This is a genomic window from Deinococcus sp. YIM 134068, assembly GCF_036543075.1.
Taxonomy (GTDB): domain Bacteria; phylum Deinococcota; class Deinococci; order Deinococcales; family Deinococcaceae; genus Deinococcus; species Deinococcus lichenicola.
This window is the reverse complement of record NZ_JAZHPF010000001.1, coordinates 434621-454258: the sequence shown is the minus strand read 5'-3', so window position 1 is coordinate 454258 and position 19638 is coordinate 434621. Positions and strand designations below refer to the sequence as shown.

Below are 19638 nucleotides of genomic sequence, written 5' to 3'. Positions count from 1 at the left end.
AGCACCTCCGGCGAACCCGACCCCCTTCACCCTGCGCCGGACATGGGCCGAGTACCCTGGGGCCATGACCCGCACCGCCGATCCCGTCACCCTCGCCGTGATTCAGATGCACATGACCGAGCGGCTGGAGGACAACGTGAGCCGCGCCGAGCAGCATGTCCGCGACGCCGCCCGGCAGGGTGCAGGGGTCGTGCTGCTGCCCGAGCTGTTCGAGAACCTGTACTTCTGTCAGGTCGAGCGGGAGGATTACTTCGCGCTCGCGCACCCGCTCGACGGCCATCCCTTCGTCGGGCGCTTCCAGAACCTCGCCGCCGAACTCGGGGTGGTGCTGCCGCTCTCGTATTTCGAGCGGGCGGGGCAGGCGCACTACAACTCGCTCGTTTGCATCGACGCCGACGGCACGCTGCTCGGCAACTACCGCAAGACCCATATCCCCGACGGCCCAGGCTACGAGGAGAAGTATTACTTCAACCCCGGCGACACCGGCTTCAAGGTGTGGGCGACCCGCTACGCCCGCGTCGGCGTGGGCATCTGCTGGGACCAGTGGTATCCCGAGACGGCCCGCGCCCTCATGCTCCAGGGGGCTGACTTCCTGCTCTACCCCACCGCCATCGGCTCCGAACCCGCCGAGGTGGAGACGCCCAACAGCCACCACATGTGGCAGCGGGCGATGGTCGGGCACGCGGTCAGCAACTCGACCTACGTCGGCGCGTCCAACCGCGTGGGCACCGAGCGCGTGGGCGACGTGACCCAGACGTACTACGGCCACTCCTTCGTCGCCGACTACACGGGTGAGATCGTGGCCGAGCTGGGCGAGACGGAGGAGGGGGCGCTCGTCCATCCCCTACACCTCGCCGAGGCCCGCAAATTCCGCGCCGGAATGGGCTTTTTCCGTGACCGCCGCCCGGAGCTGTACGGCCCGCTGATGACGACGGACGGGGTGACGCGGCGGGGGTGAGGGGCAGTCCCTGCTCTGGCCGTTCAAGGGTATACACGGTCAAAGGCAGAAGGTGATGTCCCCTCGTTGTGGGTCTTCTGCCCTCTCCTTTCTCCGGCTTCCACAGGAGATTCATTCTAGTCGGAGGTGACGCCTCATCCGGCTCCAGCCCCGACCTCCACCCGAAGCCCACGCGACTCGCCGCCGCGCAGGTCAGTCGTGGGCGGGCACGTGCGCCTCGGCGTGATCCGGTAACAGAAGGCCCTGCCTCCCATCCAATTCCCGAACCTGGGCGGAGGCGGCAAGGAAACTGGGGACGAGGCCAGCCGGGACAAACGCCTTCCCCAGACGGAGGATCATACAAGTGAAAGGAGTCACAAGTCATGACTGCCCTCGCCCCGATCCCCTCCACCCTCCACATCCACACGCTGGGAGACGCCGTGGTTCTGCTGAGTGGGCAGCCGCTGGCGTGGCCTGCCCGCAGCGCGGAGGAGTTGCTGTGGTATCTCCACGCGCACGAGGACGGGGTGTACCGGGCGGACGCCGTTGCGGAGCTGTGGGGGCTGGAGGACACGCCCGCCGCCGCGAACCGCTTTCGGGTGGCGCTGTGCCGCCTGCGGGCAACGCTGGGAAGCGCGGACGCCGTGATGGAGGTGCGCGGACGCTACGCCCTGCATCCGGCGCTCCTCGCGCAGAGCGATACCGCCGCGCTGCACGCGGGGCTACACGACGCCCGGTTCGCCCGTGACGACGCCGAGCGTGAGGCGGCCCTGCGGCGGGCGCTGGCGGTGGCGGACGGGGAGTACCTGCCGGGCGTGCGCGCCGAGTGGGTGGACGCGGCGCGGGCGCACCACCGGGCGGCGCGGGTGCGGGCGCATGTGGCCCTCGCCATGCTCCACTGCGCGCGGCGGGAGTGCCCCCTGGCGGCACTGGCCCTCACGCGGGCGGTGGAATGCGACCCCCTGATCGGGGAGGACCACCACCAGCGCCTGATGACCTGCCTCGCGGCGACACGCGGCAAGTACGAGGCCGTCGAACACTACCGCCGTTACCGCCGTTACCTGCGCGACGAGGTGGGCGACACCCCCATGCCCGAAACCGTGTGCCTCGCCGAGCGCATCAAGCTGGGAGAGGTGCCCTGCGCCGACACGGTGCTGGGTGTTCCGGCGACCGGGCCGCTGCCGTTCCTGGGACGGTAGAGCACGGGGTCGTCAATCCTCTGTCTGGAAAAGCCAGGCCCGTTTCATCCCCTCTCCTGCGGGGCTGTGTCGGTCCCAGCCCTCCCCCAGGGGACGCCAGATGTGGATGGCAACTTGGGCAAGAGGAGCATTCTTATCATTTGGAAGCGGGGCGAGCTGCGCCCGTTACCCCCCTCCCCAACCCTCCCCCACAAGGAGGGAGGGGGCAAAGAGCACAGCCAGGACGCTCACTTTCTCTTGCATATCAAGCGTTCAAGGGAAGGAGCAACAGACAAAGCGCCGCGTAGTCATCCATCAAGGCGGCGCGTAGTTACGTCGCTCCGCACTTCCTGTGGAAAAGGTGTCGCTCTCTAGCCGCCTTTCCGCAGTTCGTCTTGGTCCCCACACGCCCTCTCCTCGCGGAGGAGCCAGTTCCTGCCCCCTTCCCTGCCCTCCCCCTGTGGTAATGCCGCCGTAATAGCCCGGCGGGAGCTTTTCGGGCATGGAGACCCTGCCATGAAAGTCGGCGAGTTGATGTCCCCCTCGCCCGTGACCGTCTCCCCGGAGGCGAAGTTGCCCGACGCGGCCCTGCTGATGCGCCAGCGGGGGATTCGGCGGCTGCCCGTCCTCGGCGGGGGGCGGCTCGTCGGTATCGTGACCGACCGCGACCTGCGCGAGGCGCTGCCGGGCCGCACAACCACCCTCAGCATGTGGGAGGCGACCACCCGCCTCGCCGCCGTGACCGTGGGGGAGGTGATGCGCCGGAGCGTCGTCACGACCCACCCGGAGGCCGACGCGCGGGACGCCGCCTCGACCCTGCTGCGTCACCGCATCGGCGGGATGCCCGTGGTGGACGACGCCGGAACGCTCGTCGGCGTCCTCACCGTGACCGACCTGCTGCACGACTACGCGGGGGTGCCAGACTCCCCCACATCTCACGAGGGCGAGCGGGGAAGCGAGGAGGTGCGCGCGTGAGCGACCGTTCCTCCCCCCCCGGCCACCCCGCCGAGGAGCACGACCACGCCCCCCGCGCCGTTCCGCGTGGCACGCTGATGGTGGTCGCCACGCTGCTCCTCGCCATAGTCTTCATGTGGATGCTGGTGCTGGGCGTCCTTGAGGGGCGGGCGTAACGTGGCGGCCCCCCATCGCCCGGTGCGCCGCCTCGACCACCGCACCCTCGAACGGTACGAGAACATCTGGCTCGGCATCGCGGTCGTGCTGCTGCTGCTGCTCTTCGCCAGCGTGTTCAGCAGCATGATCAGCGGCACCTTCCCCCTGCTGCGCGGCACGGGCGGCGGGCACGCGGGCGGGGTCACGAGCGGGCGCGTGGACCCCAGGAACCTCGCCGCCACCCCCTTTGCCAAGCCCGGCCTGCGCGAGAACGCGGACGGCTCGCTGGAGGCCTTCGTGGTCGCCCGCGCCTTCAACTTCGAGCCGGCGGTGCTGCGCGTGCCCGCCGGGCGGCCCGTGACCATCCACGTCACCGCCGCCGACGTGGTACACGGCTACTACGTGACCGGAACTAATATCAACGCCGAAATCCTGCCCGGCCACGTGGCGAGCTTCACCCTGACCTTCCGCCGCCCCGGCGAGCAGAGCGTGATCTGCAACGAGTACTGCGGCATCGGCCACCACGGCATGATCACCCGCGTCGTGGTGGACCCGCCCACGGCGCGGAGTCGGCCCTAGCGTGGGGTCGCCAGTCGCCAGCGGCCAGTCGCCAGAAAGATCAGTTCGTCCGTCTCCGTTCAAATCCACCCTTGAGGAGAAACAAACCCCGTGACCACCCCACCCCTCCGGCCCTCCGTGCCGCTGGTGTCCGGCCCGCGCGCCGAAGCCACGCCGGACGCCGCCTTCCTCGCCAGCCTGAAGAAAGTCACCCAGTATTACGTCGTGACGGGCTTTCTGGCCCTGCTCGTCGGCATCCTGCTCGGCCCGCTCCAGGCCCTGAACTACGCGGGCATCAACGTCTACGACTACCCCGTCCTCCGGGCGCTGCTGGGATCGTACTATCAGGGGCTGACCCTGCACGGCGTTCTCAACGCGCTCGTCTTCACGCAGTTCTTCATCAGCGGGTGGATGCTGTACCTGCCGGTTCGGGACCTCGGCGTGCGGATCAACATGCGCTTCGCCTGGTTCTCCTACCTCCTGATGACCGCCGGGTTGCTCACCGCCGCCGTGCCGCTGCTGACGAACAACGCGACGGTCCTCTACACCTTCTATCCGCCGCTGGAGGGCAGCCCCCTCTTCTACATCGGGGCGGGCGTGATGGTGGGGTCCAGCCTCCTCGTCGCCGGGCAGGTCGTGCTGGCGTGGTGGCACTGGAAGCGGGCGAATCCGGGGCGGGTCACGCCGCTCGTCGCCTTCGGGAGCGTCGCCACCTGGCTGATGTGGTCCATCGCGGCGCTCGGCATCGTCGTCGAGGTCGTCGTGCTGCTCATCCCGTGGTCGCTGGGGCTGACCTCCGGCGTGGACCCGCTGCTGGCGCGCACCCTCTTCTGGTGGACGGGACACCCCATCGTGTACTTCTGGGTGCTGCCCGCCTACATCTCGTGGTACGCCTTCCTGCCCCGTCAGGCGGGGGGACGCATCGCCTCGGAGCCGCTCGCCCGGCTGGCCTTCGTGCTGTTCCTGATCTTCAGCGTGCCCGTGGGGCTGCACCACCAGTACGCCGATCCCAATATCTCGAACACCTGGAAGAGCATCCACATGCTGCTGACCTTCCTCGTCGCCGTGCCCAGCCTGCTGACGGCCTTCAGCGTGGCGGCGAGCCTGGAGGACGGCGCGCGGGCGCGGGGGGGCCGGGGGCTGGTGGGCTGGATTCGCCGCCTCCCGTGGGGCAACGCCTCCTTCAGCGCGCAGGTGCTCGCCATGACCTCCTTCATCTTCGGGGGCGCGGGCGGCGTGGTGAACGCGAGTCTCGCCTTCGGGCCGGTCGTCCACAACACCGCCTGGATTCCGGGACACTTCCACATCACGGTGGGCACGGCGACGACGCTCACCTTCATGGGGGTGGCCCTGTGGTTCGTGCCGCACCTGACGGGCAAGCGGCTGTTCGGCCCGCGCCTGGCGTCGTGGTCGGTGTGGCTGTGGTTCGTGGGCATGATGCTCTTCGCCGTCGGGATGCACTGGCAGGGGCTGCTCGGCGTGCCGCGCCGCTCGCAGATGAGTGCGACCGTGCAGAACGTGTACCGCGAGATGAACCTCGCCGTCCCGCAGGCCATCACGGGCCTGAGCGGCGTGATCCTCCTCGTCGGCGGGCTGCTGTTCTTCTGGGTGCTGTTCCGCACGCTGCTCTCGAAGCGGGTGCAGGACGGCGAGGCCGTGCCCATCCCCTACAGCGAGGCGATCAGCCCGGCGGGAGAGAACCTGGCGACGGCCAGCCTGCTTACCCGGCGCACCGAGCCGCTGCTCGCCATCTCGGTCTTCGCCTTTCTCCTCGTGCTGCTCGTGTACGCCCCCGTCCTCGGCCCGATGATCGCGGACGCCCAGCTCGTGCCGGGAGTGCGGCTGTGGTAGCCCGGCCCGCCCCCAGAGGAGGCCCCCGCCGTGAGTGACGACCGTTTCTTCACCCGCCGCGAGATTGCCGCCGCCCTGACCTTCGTGGTGCTGGGCACGGGCATCGGCGTGGCGTCGTACCGGGCCGGGCTGGGCATCGCGGGCGCGCACGCCGGGGCGGTCGTTGCGGCGGCCACCACGCCCGCCCCGCCGAACGGGGGGACGCTCTACGCCGGGAACTGCGCCGGATGCCACGGGGCGCAGGCGCAGGGGGGCGTCGGCCCCGGCCTCGCCGAGACGAAGGGCTGGACGCTCGCCGCCTTCGGGCAGGCCGTGTTGCACGGGGAGGCACCCGAAGGTCGGACCCTCGCCTCCGTGATGCCCCGCTTCGCGGACACGGGGCTGGACGGGGCACCGCCCACCGACGAGCAAATCAAGGTGCTGCACGAGTACATCAAGGGGTTATAGATAAGCGATTACGCGGCCTCCGACTCCACACCGAGTCGGGGGCCGCTCTCCGTCTGGCTGTAATTGATGAGGTCAGGTCTTTCCTACGGCGTTCCTGACGAGGGACCGAGGTTCAGGTCGCGCAACACCTCGGGATGCCGATCCACGACGCTGAGCAGGACGCGCGCGGGACCTTCCGGGGTGCGGCGGCCCTGCTCCCAATTGCGAAGTGTCGCCACGCTGATGCCGAGCAGGGCGGCAAAGCGTGGCTGACTGAGGCTCAGACGCTCCCGAATCCGGGTCACGTCGAGCGGGTGAAAGTCTAAGGCGCGCGAGGGCGCACGCTGGCCGCGCAGAATCTCGCCGCCCTCCGTCACGCTGGCGATCAGCTCCTTGAACATCTCGTCCTTCATGGGTAGGTGGCCTCGATGATCTTTCGCAGCACGGCAACCTGAGCCGGAGTCAGGTCCGTGGCCTGGGACTTGGGGTAGACGTACAGCATGAGCAACTGTTGCTGAGGTGTGGCGTAGAACTAGATCAGACGTAGCCCTTTGCTCTTGCCGAGGTTGGCGTGCCCGACGCGCGTTTTTCGGAGACCGCCGCTTCCCCGGATAACCTGAGCGACCTCCGGGTTGGCGACGAGCATGTTCTGGAGGTCGCGGTACTCGTCCTCGCCCAGCAACTCCCGGATGAGGCGGGTGAACACGCTCGTCTCCACGATCACCACCTGAACTCTCCACGCCGCTCCACACCCCAGTATACGCCACTGGCGCACCTATCAGAACCGGGGGAGGTCGCACCTTCCCGCCCTCACCACCCCTCTACACTCGCAGGCGTGTCCCTCTCCCCCACCGACCTTCCCGCCGTGCGCGCGGCGCTGCTGGCGTGGTTTGGCCGCTCAGGGCGGGCGCTGCCGTGGCGCGTGGGGCCGGAGGGCGGGCGCGATCCCTACCGGGTGTGGGTGTCCGAGGTCCTCCTTCAGCAGACGCAGGTGGCGCGCGGGCGGGTGTACTTCGAGCGGTTCCTGGGGGCCTTCCCGACGGTGGAGGCGCTGGCCGCCGCGCCCATCGAGGCGGTGCTGAAGGCGTGGGAGGGCTGCGGCTACTATGCCCGCGCCCGCAACCTGCACCGCGCGGCGGGCGTCATCGTCCGGGAGGGGATGCCGACGACCCACGACGGCTGGCGTGCCCTGCCGGGGGTGGGACCGTACACGGCGGCGGCGGTCGCCAGCCTCGCGTTCGGGGAGGCGCGGGCGGTCAGCGACGGCAATGTGAGGCGGGTCCTCGCGCGCCTGCACGGCGAGCGGCAGCCGACGGACGGCTGGGTGCAGGCGCGGGCCGACGCGCTTCTCGACCCCGCCCGCCCCGCCGCCTTCAACGAGGCGGTGATGGACCTGGGAGCGACGGTTTGCACGCCCAGGAACCCGCGCTGCCCCGAATGCCCCGTCCGCCCGTGGTGCGCGGCCTCCCGGTCGGGCGAGCCGTCCACCTTCCCCGCCCCCAAGCTGCGCGCCGCCGTGCGCGAGGTCCGCGCCGTCGCCCTCCTGCTGGGGAACGGGCATGAGGCAGTCCTCGAACGTCGGGAGGGAACGCTCCTCGGCGGCCTGATGGGGCTGCCCACCGAGATCATCGCGGAGGGTGAGCGCGAGGAGGACGCCCTGACTCGCCTCGCCGAACGACTGGGCGTGACCGTGACGGGCGACCTCGGCACCGTCACCCACATCATGACCCATCGCCTCGTGCTGCTGAACGTCTTCACGGGACGCGGTGGCCCGGCCCGCCGCGATAAGGTGGCCGACGCCGCCCTCTCCCGGCTGGATCACAAGGCGCTGGCGCTGTGGAGGGCACGGCAGGGGTCGCTGTTCGCGGAGGCCTGAGGGGCGAGCTATGCCCCACCAAAGCTCTCCCATAGGCAGATAGGCGGTTTGTGGGAGTTGGGCGGTAGGGCTGGTCACACGCCCCCTCACCCCAACCCTCTCCCACGAGGGGAGAGGGAGGAACAAAGCAGAGGCTTCTGCTCTCTAAAAACCGTCACTCTCGACGCCCGAAGAGTGCCCGTGAGCGGACGGCCCATCCCACCACCACGTCGGCTCGCGAAGCGAGACGGTGGGCCTTCCAGACAGGCCGCAACAAGATCACACCTTGCCACGCCGAGAACTCGTCCACGGGCGCAGCCAACAGGCCCTTTGCCCAGCGCAGCGCCACTCCCCCTGCCCCCTCTGGGGGTAGGGGGCTGGGGGGTGGGGGTAAACCGTCGCAAGATGCCCTGCCCCCAACTCTCCCTGCCCCTTTCGACGGAAGCCCGCCCCACCACGCAGGCGCTAGACTGACGCCCGTCATGCCCCGCCCGCCCGTCACCGCCGCCCTCCGCACCGCCAAAAAGACGCGGGACACGGTACGCGGCGCTCTCCTGTGGGGCTACGAGCAACGCCTCGCCCGCGCAGTGCGGGGCCACGGCAAACTTCCCCGCCACCTCGGCCTGATCCTCGACGGCAACCGCCGCTATGCGCGGGCCACCGGACTGCAACGCGAGATGGGCCACACCTTCGGTGCCGACAAAGCCCACGAGGTCCTCCAGTGGTGCCTCGAACTCGGCATCCCGGCGGTGACGATCTGGGTGCTGTCGACCGACAACACCAGCCGCGACCCGGAGGAACTGGCCCACATCCTGAGCCTGCTGGAGCGCGAGGCGCGCAACCTCGCCACCGACCCGCGCATCCACGCCAACCGGGTGCGGGTGCGGGCCATCGGGCAGCACCGCGACTTTCCCGGACATGTGCTCAGTGCCCTGCGCGAGCTGGAGGAAAAGACCGCCGACTACGACGGGATGCTCCTGAACATCGCCGTGGGGTACGGGGGCCGCGAGGAGATCGTGGATGCGGTCAAGCAGCACCTGGGCGCGCGGGCGGCGGCGGGCGACACGCTGGAGGGCGTCATGGCGCACCTGCAACCCGAACACATCAGCGCGCACCTGTACACGGCGGGCACGCCCGACCCCGACTTCATCATCCGCACGAGCGGCGAGATTCGTCTCTCCGGCTTCATGCTGTGGCAGAGCGTGTACTCCGAGTACTACTTCTGCGACGTGTACTGGCCGGGCTTTCGCCGGGTGGACTTCCTGCGGGCGCTGCGCGACTTCCAGGGCCGCGAGCGCCGCTTCGGAAGGTAGCCCGGCGGAGGCACTGGCAGGGGCAGATCAGCGCGGGCGCAACGTCACGCTCTGTTCCAGCCGCACGAGCATCGTCAGCCGCTCGCCGTCCGGAGGGGTGACGCCCACGCGCATCCGCAGGGTCTGCGTCTGGGTATTGCCGACGGGCAGACCGTCGGGGCGGTAGAGGCTCAGGCCGTCACTCCGCGAGCCGCCGAGCAGTTCCAGCCGCACGCGCGGGAAGCCCGCCGCCCCGCCGCCCAGTTCCAGCGTCCAGTCCCCGGAGGTGCTGCGGGTCTCGAACACACGCAGCCCAGCGGGGTTCGGCCCCCGGTACGTCGTGACCGTCGTGGTGGTCAGGGGGCTGGCCTGCACTCCCCCCAGCGGGTTCTGACCGCCCCCCAGCCCGGCGGCGATGGCCCCGAGCAGGCCCCCCAGCAGGGCCTGCGCGTCCACGGTGACGGTGCGGGTCACGGGCTGCCCGACCGGGAAGGCCCGCCCGTACACGCCCGTGAGGTCGCTGCTCCCCGAACCCGTCTGGCTCCGCAGCGCCTCGGGACTCAGGCCGGAGAGGGCGGACTGCACGAGCGGGTTGTCGCTCTCCAACCGCGTGACGTTCACCGCGCCGTCCGGGGCCACCGTCTGCACGATGCGGATACTCAGGGGACCCTGGCCCGGCACGTCCGTCACCACCGTGTTCACGAGGGTCACGGTGCCATCCGGCGCACGCTCCTCCACCCGGTAAAAGGTCTTCAGGACGCTCGTCTGGGTGCCCGCCCGGCCCAGCACCTCCTGCACCCCCCGGCGCAGTTCCGCGAGTTCCGCCTCGCTCGGGGCCGTGCCGTCCGCCCGCGTCACCTGCACGTCCTCCAGCGTCAGGCGCGTGCGCGTGGTCGTGACGAACTCCGCCAGCGTGCCCACGGGCGCGGTGAGGGTGAGGGTCGCAGCCCCCGGAGTTGCTGCCGTGACGGGCGCGGGAGCCGGAGTCGCCGTCGTCTGGGCGTGGGTGGGCGTCGCGGCGAGCAGCAGGGCCGTCAGCAGGACTGTTCTCATCCCCCCACGGTACGCGCCCGGCGGGGCCGGGGTTGCCCAGCATGGGGGACGAGGCACGCTTCACGGGACGTTCAGATTCCGGGGGTGGGGGGGAATGGCCCGCCCACCGCGCGAGGTTCGGTCGGCCTTTCCCCCGATGTGCGGCACAATGGGCGGCATGACTTCTTCAAGCTCCTCACGTCCTGACACGCGGCCCGACACGCGACTGGTGGCCCTGCACGCCGAGCGGGGCGATCCCCACGGGCGGCTGGCGGGGGCGCTCGCCGCGCTGGAGGGGGCCGACTGGGGCCTGACGCTGGCGGGCGAGGCGGCGCTGGCGCGGCAACTCGCGGCGCTGCTGGGACCCGGCGTGCTGCGGGTGGACGAGCGGCTGGGCGTGAACCGCGCGGCCCTCGCCGGGCAGGGCCTCGCCGCCGCGACGCTGGACGCCGACTGGACGGGCGCGCGGGCGGTGTGGCTCGCCGAACCCGACGACCGGTTGCTGCGCCGCGCGGCGCGGGCCGGAGTGCCCGTGATCGTGGACGCGACCCTCGCGCCGGGGGGCGGGTGGCTGGGGCGAGGGGCGGCCCACGTGGTCTACCGCGACCCCGTGACGCTGACGGGCTTCGGGGACGGCCACCTCGCGCTGCTGTTCGGCACGGGCGAGGCCCCGGCCCCGGCGGCCCCCGCCCCCGCCGACCTCACGGTGGCGCTCGCCCTGCGCGACGTGGCGACGCTCCCGCTGCGGCTCGCCCGCGCCGCGCGCACGACCGCCCTCCTCGCCGAGCGGCTGGGCGGTGGGGCGCTCCCCTTCGGCCCCACCGCGCTGCTGCTGCCGCCCGACGCGGCACCGGATACCCCGCACCTCCCCGGCGGGGTGCTGGCCGCGACCCGCAGTGTGGAGGGCGGCGTGGTCCTCACCCCCGGCCTGCAAGACGTGGAGACGGCCCTCTCTCTCCTGCGCGAGAACCGTGCCGCCGAGCCGGTGAACGATCCCATCCCCCTCGTACGTGATCTGGACGAGGAGGTGCCGGGGGGAGATGGGCCGGGGGACAGGCCGGAGGAGGGCGGGGAAGTCACCCCCGTTCAGGACCTGCGCCCACCCCGCCGCGAGGAACGCGACGACCGCTTCCGCCGCGACCGGGGAGGCCGACCGGAGAGGACCCCGCGCGCCGACCTGCCCCGGCCCGACCGCCCCCTCCCCGACGCGCCCCGCGCCGACGAACCGCAGGGGCTGGAGCGCGTGACCTTCGAGGCACCCGAGCCGGAGCAACCCGCCGCACCGACCACGAGGCAGGCTGAACCCGTCTCGCCTCCAGAGAACGCCCCCGACGAGGAGACGTGGACCCCGGAGATCGTCTTCAGCGGTCCCGCCGCCGACCCCGGCCCCCTGCCCACTCCCGTCAGCGACGGGCCGGACGAGGCGGAACTGGAGCCGACGCCTCCCCTCGCCTCCCCCACGAAGGTAGAGGAGACAGAGGCTCAGGCGGCCCCGCAGGCACCCGAACCCACGCCCGCCGCCGAGCCGGAGCCGGAAGCCACCCCCGCCCTGCCCGACCTGCCGCCCGATCTGCCCACGACGGGCGCGGGCGAGACGGGAGGCGGCGCACCCGACCCCGCCGCCGACCTTACCGACGAGCAGGCCGCCGTGTACGCCCGGCTGCGCGAGTGGCGCAACGCCGAGGCCAAGCGGCAGGAGGTCAGCCGCTTCATCATCGCCAGCAACGCGACGCTGGCCGAAATCGCCCGCCGCGTGCCCTACACGCAAGAAGACCTCAAGGCCGTGCGCGGCATGGGACCCGAACGCCTGCGGAAGTACGGGGAGAAGATTCTGGAGGTGGTGCGGGGGTAGGAACCTCGGAGGCCGTCCTAAACGTCTTGCTTCTGAAGGTGCGTGGTGGTCGGGGCGACGATGCCCGACCGTTCAATCCTCTCGTCACCCGTCACGTCCCGCTCGGTGAGCAGCAACAGCCGTACAAGGGGCGTCCTGTTGAACAGGGGTCAACCTCCTATCCACAACCACACAGGCACTGACGACTCCGCGATCACCGCTTCACCCCGCCTTGCCCCTTTCTCCTCCTTCGTGGCGGGCCATCCCGTCCTCCTCATCCTCCGCATCTACCCTGAGCCATGAACCCTGTTCGTCTCCTCCTGCCAGCCCTCCTGCTTGCTCTCCCCACGGCCCACGCACAGTCGGAGGCGGCGCTGGCGAGGGTGGACGCCGCCCAGATGGGCATTTCTGCCGCCCGCGCGAAGGCGTACCCTGGCAGCGCCCTGACCGTGCGGCAGACGCTGCGGGCCGGGAGCAACTATCGCCGCTACGTGGTGAGCTACCTCTCGGACGGGCTGCGGATCAATGCGCTCCTCACGGTGCCGAACGGGACGCCGCCCGCCGGGGGCTGGCCCGCCGTCGTGTTCAACCACGGGTACATCCCGCCGAACGTCTACCGGACGACCGAGCGGTACGTGGCCTATCAGGACGCCTTCGCCCGCGCGGGCTTCGTCACCCTCAAGAGCGACTACCGGGGGCACGGCTCCAGCGGGGGTGAGGCGCTGGGAGGCTACTACTCGCCGGGCTACACGACCGACGTGATGAACGCGCTGGCGAGTATGAAGAAAGACCCCCGCGTGAACGCGCGGCGCATCGGCATGTGGGGGCACTCGATGGGCGGCTTCCTCACCCTGCGCGCGATGGTGATCGACCGCAGCGTGAAGGCGGGCGTGATCTGGGCGGGCGTGGTGGGCAACTACGACCAGATGATGAACGACTGGCGCAGCCCCGTGCCCGCCTCCATTCCCCGCCGGGTGCTGGAGCTGCGGCGGCGGGCGGTGGCGAAATACGGCACCCCGAGGGCCAACCCGAAGTTCTGGAACAGCCTCAGCGCCAACTCCTACCTGCGCGACCTCGGCGGGCCGCTCCAGCTTCACATCGGCACGGCGGACGAGGACGTGCCCGTGTCCTTCCACACGTCGCTCGTCTCACAGCTCAAGGCGGTGGGCAAGCCCGTCCAGAGCTTCGTCTACCCCGGCGACAACCACGACCTGAGCCGCAACCTGTATACGGCGCTGGCGCGGAGCGTGGCGTTCTTCAAGGAGAGGCTGTGAGGGGAGCGGTCAGCGGTCAGCTCTCAGCCGTCAGCAGGGGCAGGCGGGCGGTGGACCGCTCCCCATGAGACGCCTCCTCCGGCTCGTCCTCCTCGCGCTCGTGGTGGGGGCGGGGTACGTCGCGCTCACGGAGCCGGAGCGGTTGCCCTTCGACGTGCCGTGGGTCTCGACGGAGACGACGCCAACGGGGGAACGGGGCACCCCCACCGCGAACACGCCGGACGAGGCCCTCCCCACCACCCCGCTCGGAGAGGTGACGGACGCCGCGCTCCGGGCGTTCGTGGCGCGGCAGCCCATCAGCATTCAGGCGCTGCGGGCGCGGGAGTATCCGGGCAGCGCCCTGAGCGTCGTGCAGACCCTCCCGCCTGGGGTGGGCTACACCCGTCAGGTCGTGAGCTACGAGTCGGACGGGCTGACGATCTATGGCCTCCTCACCGTGCCGAAGAGGACGCCGCCCGCCGGGGGTTGGCCCGCCATCGTGTTCAACCACGGGTACATCCCGCCCGACGAGTACCGGACGACCCAGCGGTACGTCGCCTATCAGGATGCCTTCGCGCGGGCGGGCTTCGTCACCCTCAAGAGCGACTACCGGGGGCACGGCGACTCGGAGGGCGTGGCGCTCGGCGGCTACGACGACCCCGGCTATACGGTGGACGTGCTCAACGCCGCCGCCAGCCTCAAGCGGGACGCGCGGGTGAATGCGGGGCGGCTGGGGCTGTGGGGTCACTCGATGGGCGGGCAACTCTCCTTACGGGCCATGCTCGTGGACCGGGACCTCAAGGCCGCCTCCCTGTGGGCGGGCGTGGTGGCGGGGTATGACGTGCTGGCGACCGACTGGAACCGGGGACCGGGGGCGGGGCGGCCCACGCTCGACCCACTCAACCGCCGTTACCTGCGCGCCCTCAGCCCCAACGCCTTCCTCCGCGAGTTGAACGGGCGGCCCATCCAGCTCCACCACGGCACCGCCGACGAGGACGTGCCCTACAGCTTCCAGCAGGCCCTCGCCCGCGACCTGCGCGCCGCAGGACAGGGAGTGGAGGCGTACAGGTACGAGGGCGACAACCATAATTTGAGCGGCAACCTGCGCTTGGCGTTGGACCGGAGCGTGGCGTTCTTTAAGGACAACCTGTAGGTAGACCAGAAAAAGGACGCCGACCCAGAGGTAGCGTCCAATTCACTTGCTCGTTCAGCGGCTCAGGTCGTACCCCGTCACCTTGCTCACCGCGCGCGGGTTGGTGCTGCTAAGCGATTGGCTACGGTCGTACAGGTTCCATCCCTGCTCGACCGTCATGGCGGGCGTGATCTCGTTATCGTTCACAACGACGGCGGGGATGGTGCCGCCGAGGGTGCTGTAGACCAGCCACTGCCGATTACGCGCGAAGCTCTCGCTGACATCGTAGCCGCCCGTGTTGTTGGCGTCGTTGTACACGACGACCTGATACACGCCCGCCACGCTCGGGATATTGGGCAGGTCGAAGCCGAAGGACCACGCGTTGACGCCCGTGGACACCACGTTCTGCGGCTGATTGCCGTCGTTCGTGATGGCGTTCGGGAAGCCCGTCCCCACGAGCGCGAGGCGCAGGCGGGCGTCCGTGCCCCAGTCGCCGCCGATGGTGCCGCTCAGGTCGTACGAGTCAGGGGCCTGGACACCACGCGAACCACACGCCGCGAGCGTCAGAGCGAGGGGGAGGAGAAGCAGGGAGGAAAGGCGCATGACCCCAGCGTATGTGCCGAAGCTGATGGGCGCGTGAACTCAGGTGAGAAGACCTGTTCTCCACCGCATGAATACGGCCCTGCACGACCTTTTCTCCCTCTCCCCCAACCCCTAACGCCTAACCCCTACTTCCCCTGCTGCGCCAACCGCAGGTAATACGCGCTCGCCCTGTCGTTCGGGTCCAGCCTCACGGCCTGCGCGTAGGCGTCGGCGGCACCCGTGAAGTTGCGCGCCTCGTAGCGGGTGCGGCCCAGCCAGGCCCAGGCTTTGGCGTACTGCGCGTTCTGGCGGGTGGCCTCCAGGAATCCGGCCTCAGCGGCGGCCTTGTCCCCGGCGGTGTATCTCGCGTAGGCGGCGCGGTAGGTGCGGACAGCGTTCAGGCCGTACTGCCCACCCTCCTGCGCCAGAGCGAGGTTGTAGCGGTCGCTGGCGGTCGCGTCGGGCAGGGCCGTCACCCCCCGGTAGGCGGCGAGGGCGGCGGGCGCGTTGCCGAGTTCCAGCGCGAGCCGCCCGGCCTCCCGCCACGCCTCGGCGAAGTTCGGGGCGCTACGGGCGGCCTCCTGAAATCCGGCGAGGGCCTGGGGCCTCCGGCCCGCCTCCAGGTCGGCGTAAGCGCGGCTGAAGGCGCGGGTGGCGGCGGGGCCGTAGCGCCCGGCGCTCTGGGCGAGGTTGCGGAAGTACGTCAGCGTCCGGTCGCCCGTGTTGAGGCTCAGCGCGCGGTTGTAGAGGGTCTGGGCCTGGTCATAGTTCCCGGCCTCCAGCGCGGTGCGGGCGGCCCAGGTCGTGCAGGGGACGCTGGCGGGGTCGAGTTCCAGGCACGCGGCGAAGAAGCGCGCGGCGTCGCCCGGCTGGTTGCGGGTGTACGCCGCGTAGCCGAGGTTGTACTCCACATTGGCGGCCTGCCGGTTCTCCTCGCTCCCCGCCGTGCTGGGGGCCACCCGGAAGTAGGCGTTCCAGGCGAGCTGCGCCTGACGCCAGAAGCCGACCTCGGTGTAAATCTGAGCACGTAGCCGGAGATATTCGGGATTCTCGGGCGCAAGAGCCACGGCCCGGTCGGCGGCGGCGGCGGCCTGCTTCCACAGCGTCTGGTCGATGTTCGCGCTGCCCTGCGGATAGGTGGCGCGGGCGCGTTCGGCGAGTTGCCGGGCCTCGGCGGCGGCTCCGGCGGCATCCGTGGAAGGAGTGGTGGGAGCCGTCGTGGTCGTGGGTGCGGTCGTGGGGGCGGTGGAGGGAGAAGCCGTCTGGGCAGTGGCGAAGCCAGCGAGCAGGGCGGCGGTCAGAACGAGAGCGGAACGCTTAGGCATGGGGGAGACCTCCTGCCCCGAAGCTAGGGGGACGCGGTGGGGGTGACGTGAGAAGGTCCTGTGCCCGTCCGGGATGTTCGGGGGGCCTGTTCCCCTGTCTGCTGGACCTGCTGGCCGCTGGAAGCTGGCGGCTGGCCGCCCTCCCCCAAAGGTGCAGCCACATCGGCGCACCCCGCTGGCCCTCTGGTAAAACGGGGGCACTATGGCCGAGGCCCCGCGCGTGTATCCCATCCGCCTGTACGGCGACCCCGTGCTGCGTCGTAAGGCGCGACCCGTCTCCCCCACCGACCTGCTCACCGTGCCCGGCCACGGTCCCCAGACCGTGCGCGAGGTGGCGAACACCATGCTGGAGACGATGTTCGAGGCGCGCGGCGTCGGGCTGGCGGCCCCGCAGGTGGGCCTCCCCGTGAGGATGTTCGTCGCGGTGGAGTACGAGGACGACGAGGAGGAGAACGAAGGGGGCGACGCTCCATTGCGCTCAAGGGTCCTGCGCGAGTTCGTGATGATCAATCCGGTCCTCACCGTCACAGACAAGAAAAAGGACCGTTCCTACCAGGAGGGCTGCCTCAGCATCCCCGGCATCTACGAGGAGGGGGTGGCCCGCGCACGTGGAGTGCAGGTGCGTTACACGGACCTCGACGGGCAGGAGCGGTCCCTCGACGCCGAGGACTACCTCGCCCGCGTCTTCCAGCACGAGACCGACCACCTCGACGGCATCTTTTTCCTCGACCGCCTGCCTCCCGAGATCACGGAGGACCACCGCAAGGCGCTGGCGTCCATGCAGCGTCAGGCGAAGGCGTACCTGAGCACGCTGGCCGAGACGGGTCGGGAAAAGGCGAAATGACGGGAGCGGGCATCTACCCCATCCGGCTGTACGGCGACCCGGTGCTGCGCGGGCGGGCGCGGCCCATCGAGGATTTTGCGGCCCCGGTGCAGGTGCCCGGCTTCGCCCCCCAATCCCTGCGCGAGGTCGCCCGCACGATGCTGGAGACGATGTACGAGGCGCGGGGCGCGGGGCTGGCGGGGCCGCAGGTCGGGCTGCCCCTCCAACTCTTCGTGGCCGTCCAGTACGACGACGACACGGAGGAGGGCAAGCCGCTGAGGGCGCGGGCGCTGCGCGAGTTCGTCATGCTCAATCCGATGGTGGAAGCCCTCTCGGACCGGGTGGACACCGCGTTCGGCGAGGGCTGCCTGAGCATCCCCGGCATCAAGCGGACCGACGTGCCCCGCCACAGCGAGGTCCGCGTCACCTACACCGACCTGGGCGGCGAGCGGTGGAGCGTGGAGGCCGACGCCTTCCTCGCGCGCATCTTCCAGCATGAGACGGACCACCTGCACGGGCTGTACTACCTCGACCGATTGCCCGGATATGTGACCGAGGAGTACGTCGAATATCTGGCGGAGTTGAAGGGCCGGGCGCGGGTGTACCTGAACACGTTGGAGGGGCTGGGTTGACCTCCCCCCGCGTCGCTTTCTTCGGTTCGCCCGCCTTCGCGCTCCCCGTGTTGGAGGCCATTCAGGCGCAGTTTGAAATTGTCCTCGTCGTCGCCCAGCCCGACAAGCCCGTTGGACGGGGGTTGAAGCTCACGCCGCCGCCCGTCGCCGCCAGGGCCACCGAACTCGGCCTCCCTCTGGCCCAGCCGAAGAAGTTGCGCGGGAACGTCACGTTCGAGACCCGGTTACGGGAGAGTGGCGCGGAGGTCGCCGTCACCTGCGCCTACGGCAAGATTCTGCCCGGCCCGCTCCTGTCCGTGCCCCGCTTCGGCTTCCTGAACACGCATACCAGCCTTCTGCCCGCCTACCGGGGCGCAGCGCCGATCCAGTGGTCCCTCATCCGGGGCGAGGCGGTCACGGGCACGACGATCATGCAGACCGACGAGGGGATGGACACCGGCCCAATTCTGCTGCAAGAGGACCTACCTATCGCGCCGGAGTGGACGAGCCTCGAACTCGCGGACGCCCTGAGCGCGCAGGCCTCGCGGCTGATCGTGGAGGCCCTGTCGCGGCTGCCCGACCTCACCCCCACGCCGCAGGATGACTCCAAAGCCACCCACGCCCCCATGCTCGTGAAGGAGGACGGCTTCGTGCGCTGGCGCGAGGGCGCGCGGGCGGTGGTGAACCGTTCCCGTGGCGTGGCCGCGTGGCCGCAGACAACCGCGTTCCTGAACGGCGCGCGCCTCAAGCTCGGCGGCCTGAGCGTCGCGGACGGGGAGGGCGAGCCGGGCGAGGTGCTGCGGGTGGACGAGGGCGGCCTGACCGTCGCCTGCGGGTCGGGTGCCGTGCGGGTGGCGACCGTGCAGCCCGAGGCGCGTAAGGCTCAGCCCGCGCCGGTGTGGGCGCAGTCGGCGGGCGTCCTTCCCGGCACCCGCTTCGACGTGTGGGAACCGGACCTCGCCTGACTCCGTACCCGGTGGCGTGAATCCCACCTTTCCCTTGACGCTGGAGTTTAAGTTCAGCCTCCTGACCGAGTTGCGCGTGACGGACGCGAACGGGCAACTTATCGCGGTCGTCAAGGAGAAGCTCTTCAGCATCCGCGACGAGGTGCGCGTGTACGCCGACGAGGGCCGCACGCGGCAGACGCACGGCATCCGGGCGCGCGGGCTGATGGCCGGGGCGCTCGACTGGCGGGCGCGGCGCGAGATTCGCCGGGTAGACGGCTCGGAGGTCGGGGCGCTTCAGGCCCACGGCATCCGGACCCTCTGGGCAGCGGGGTACGACCTGCTCGGGCCGGACGACCGAACCGAGTTCACCATCCGCGACGATCAGCCGTGGATGAGCCTCGTGGAGGGCGTGCTGGACGCCGTTCCCCTCATCGGCAACCTCATCGCCCTCGGCTTCGACTATCTCGTGAACCCGACGTACACGGTCACGGACGCGGGGGGGCAGCCCGCCTTCCGCATCCGCAAGCGCCGAAGCGTCTTCTCCCGCCGCTTCGTGGTGGAGGAACTGCGCCCCGTGCGCCCGGAGGAGGCCGAACTCGTGACGCTCGGATTGGTGCAGCTCGTGTTGCGGGAGCGGGAGAGAGGCTGAAACTCCGATGAAGCCGAGAATCTGGGTTGATTTCAACAACAGGGACGAGCAAAACTGTCTGTGTCTGAGTACCAACGGTTCGATTGAAGACTTGACCAAGTTCTCTCAGGTCGAATCAGGCATGGTTGTCACTGCTCACGGTGATGAAATTGAAGTGGACGTTTTGCTTGAGCGCGATGGATCAGTCTGGGTTGGAGTCATGATTTCGGAGTACCGCGACACCCTCGCAAAAAACGGTTGAGCAGA

Annotated in this window: 22 protein-coding genes; 17 read left to right on the top strand and 5 right to left on the bottom strand. The window is 70.2% G+C overall.

What is annotated here, in order from left to right; translation table 11 throughout:
• The first annotated feature begins 64 nt into the window (after window positions 1-64).
• The 7 genes from aguB to V3W47_RS02390 all read left to right on the top strand — a co-directional run bounded on the left by aguB (window position 65) and on the right by V3W47_RS02390 (window position 6081).
• Complete coding sequence (aguB, locus tag V3W47_RS02420) at window positions 65-958, top strand: N-carbamoylputrescine amidase (RefSeq protein ID WP_331823548.1); 894 nt, start codon at window positions 65-67, stop codon at window positions 956-958.
• 362 nt (window positions 959-1320) lie between these two features.
• A complete protein-coding gene (locus tag V3W47_RS02415; RefSeq protein ID WP_331823547.1) occupies window positions 1321-2136 on the top strand; it encodes an AfsR/SARP family transcriptional regulator in 816 nt (271 codons plus the stop codon).
• A 495-nt stretch (window positions 2137-2631) separates the two neighbouring features.
• Window positions 2632-3090 carry a CBS domain-containing protein gene (locus V3W47_RS02410; RefSeq protein ID WP_331823546.1) on the top strand — a complete coding sequence of 153 codons (459 nt, stop codon included), beginning with the start codon at window positions 2632-2634 and terminating at the stop codon, window positions 3088-3090.
• Window positions 3087-3245, top strand: coding sequence for a hypothetical protein (locus V3W47_RS02405; protein WP_331823545.1), 159 nt, complete (start codon window positions 3087-3089; stop codon window positions 3243-3245). Before V3W47_RS02410 ends, V3W47_RS02405 begins: the two co-directional genes overlap by 4 nt.
• A gap of 1 nt (window position 3246) precedes the next feature.
• Window positions 3247-3804, top strand: coding sequence for a cytochrome c oxidase subunit II (locus tag V3W47_RS02400; protein WP_331823544.1), 558 nt, complete (start codon window positions 3247-3249; stop codon window positions 3802-3804).
• A 90-nt stretch (window positions 3805-3894) separates the two neighbouring features.
• Complete coding sequence (locus tag V3W47_RS02395; RefSeq protein WP_331823543.1) at window positions 3895-5634, top strand: b(o/a)3-type cytochrome-c oxidase subunit 1; 1740 nt, start codon at window positions 3895-3897, stop codon at window positions 5632-5634.
• A 30-nt stretch (window positions 5635-5664) separates the two neighbouring features.
• Window positions 5665-6081 carry a c-type cytochrome gene (locus tag V3W47_RS02390; protein ID WP_331823542.1) on the top strand — a complete coding sequence of 139 codons (417 nt, stop codon included), beginning with the start codon at window positions 5665-5667 and terminating at the stop codon, window positions 6079-6081.
• A gap of 83 nt (window positions 6082-6164) precedes the next feature.
• On the opposite strand, the gene nadS is transcribed toward V3W47_RS02390, so the two are convergent.
• Together nadS and V3W47_RS02380 are read right to left on the bottom strand one after the other, a co-directional pair.
• On the bottom strand, window positions 6165-6473 hold the full coding sequence (gene nadS, locus V3W47_RS02385) for a NadS family protein (protein WP_331823541.1): 309 nt from the start codon (window positions 6471-6473) through the stop codon (window positions 6165-6167).
• Between the two features lie 119 nt (window positions 6474-6592).
• The gene (locus tag V3W47_RS02380) at window positions 6593-6784 is read right to left on the bottom strand and encodes a hypothetical protein (RefSeq protein WP_331823540.1); all 192 of its coding nucleotides are present in this window, start codon (window positions 6782-6784) and stop codon (window positions 6593-6595) included.
• 111 nt (window positions 6785-6895) lie between these two features.
• Between V3W47_RS02380 and mutY the strand changes: the two genes are divergently transcribed.
• Window positions 6896-7936 (top strand): A/G-specific adenine glycosylase, encoded by a 1041-nt coding sequence (gene mutY, locus V3W47_RS02375; RefSeq protein ID WP_331823539.1) that lies wholly within the window; start codon window positions 6896-6898, stop codon window positions 7934-7936.
• A gap of 461 nt (window positions 7937-8397) precedes the next feature.
• A complete protein-coding gene (locus tag V3W47_RS02370) occupies window positions 8398-9228 on the top strand; it encodes an isoprenyl transferase (protein ID WP_331823538.1) in 831 nt (276 codons plus the stop codon).
• 27 nt (window positions 9229-9255) lie between these two features.
• Here the strand turns inward: V3W47_RS02370 and V3W47_RS02365 are convergent, their stop codons facing one another.
• Window positions 9256-10260 carry a hypothetical protein gene (locus tag V3W47_RS02365; protein WP_331823537.1) on the bottom strand — a complete coding sequence of 335 codons (1005 nt, stop codon included), beginning with the start codon at window positions 10258-10260 and terminating at the stop codon, window positions 9256-9258.
• Between the two features lie 157 nt (window positions 10261-10417).
• Here V3W47_RS02365 and V3W47_RS02360 point away from each other — a divergent pair, with 157 nt between their 5' ends.
• The 3 genes from V3W47_RS02360 (at window position 10418) to V3W47_RS02350 (ending at window position 14476) form a co-directional block, all read left to right on the top strand.
• Window positions 10418-12091, top strand: coding sequence for an HRDC domain-containing protein (locus tag V3W47_RS02360; RefSeq protein ID WP_331823536.1), 1674 nt, complete (start codon window positions 10418-10420; stop codon window positions 12089-12091).
• 278 nt (window positions 12092-12369) lie between these two features.
• The gene (locus V3W47_RS02355; protein WP_331823535.1) at window positions 12370-13344 is read left to right on the top strand and encodes an alpha/beta hydrolase family protein; all 975 of its coding nucleotides are present in this window, start codon (window positions 12370-12372) and stop codon (window positions 13342-13344) included.
• Window positions 13345-13408: 64 nt separating this feature from the next.
• Window positions 13409-14476 (top strand): alpha/beta hydrolase family protein, encoded by a 1068-nt coding sequence (locus V3W47_RS02350; RefSeq protein ID WP_331823534.1) that lies wholly within the window; start codon window positions 13409-13411, stop codon window positions 14474-14476.
• A gap of 54 nt (window positions 14477-14530) precedes the next feature.
• Here the strand turns inward: V3W47_RS02350 and V3W47_RS02345 are convergent, their stop codons facing one another.
• Both V3W47_RS02345 and V3W47_RS02340 read right to left on the bottom strand, forming a co-directional pair.
• Entirely contained in the window at window positions 14531-15058 is a 528-nt protein-coding gene (locus V3W47_RS02345; RefSeq protein WP_331823533.1) for a hypothetical protein, read from the bottom strand.
• A 125-nt stretch (window positions 15059-15183) separates the two neighbouring features.
• Window positions 15184-16362, bottom strand: coding sequence for a tetratricopeptide repeat protein (locus V3W47_RS02340; RefSeq protein WP_331823532.1), 1179 nt, complete (start codon window positions 16360-16362; stop codon window positions 15184-15186).
• 202 nt (window positions 16363-16564) lie between these two features.
• Here V3W47_RS02340 and def (V3W47_RS02335) point away from each other — a divergent pair, with 202 nt between their 5' ends.
• The 5 genes from def (V3W47_RS02335) to V3W47_RS02315 are packed head-to-tail and all read left to right on the top strand — an operon-like array spanning window position 16565 to window position 19633.
• On the top strand, window positions 16565-17206 hold the full coding sequence (gene def / locus V3W47_RS02335) for a peptide deformylase (protein WP_331823531.1): 642 nt from the start codon (window positions 16565-16567) through the stop codon (window positions 17204-17206).
• A complete protein-coding gene (gene def / locus V3W47_RS02330; RefSeq protein ID WP_331823530.1) occupies window positions 17203-17817 on the top strand; it encodes a peptide deformylase in 615 nt (204 codons plus the stop codon). The genes def (V3W47_RS02335) and def (V3W47_RS02330) overlap by 4 nt, the downstream gene beginning before the upstream one ends.
• The gene (gene fmt, locus V3W47_RS02325) at window positions 17814-18761 is read left to right on the top strand and encodes a methionyl-tRNA formyltransferase (RefSeq protein WP_331823529.1); all 948 of its coding nucleotides are present in this window, start codon (window positions 17814-17816) and stop codon (window positions 18759-18761) included. Before def (V3W47_RS02330) ends, fmt begins: the two co-directional genes overlap by 4 nt.
• A gap of 16 nt (window positions 18762-18777) precedes the next feature.
• On the top strand, window positions 18778-19392 hold the full coding sequence (locus V3W47_RS02320; protein ID WP_331823528.1) for an LURP-one-related/scramblase family protein: 615 nt from the start codon (window positions 18778-18780) through the stop codon (window positions 19390-19392).
• A 7-nt stretch (window positions 19393-19399) separates the two neighbouring features.
• On the top strand, window positions 19400-19633 hold the full coding sequence (locus V3W47_RS02315) for a hypothetical protein (protein WP_331823527.1): 234 nt from the start codon (window positions 19400-19402) through the stop codon (window positions 19631-19633).
• Window positions 19634-19638: the final 5 nt, after the last annotated feature.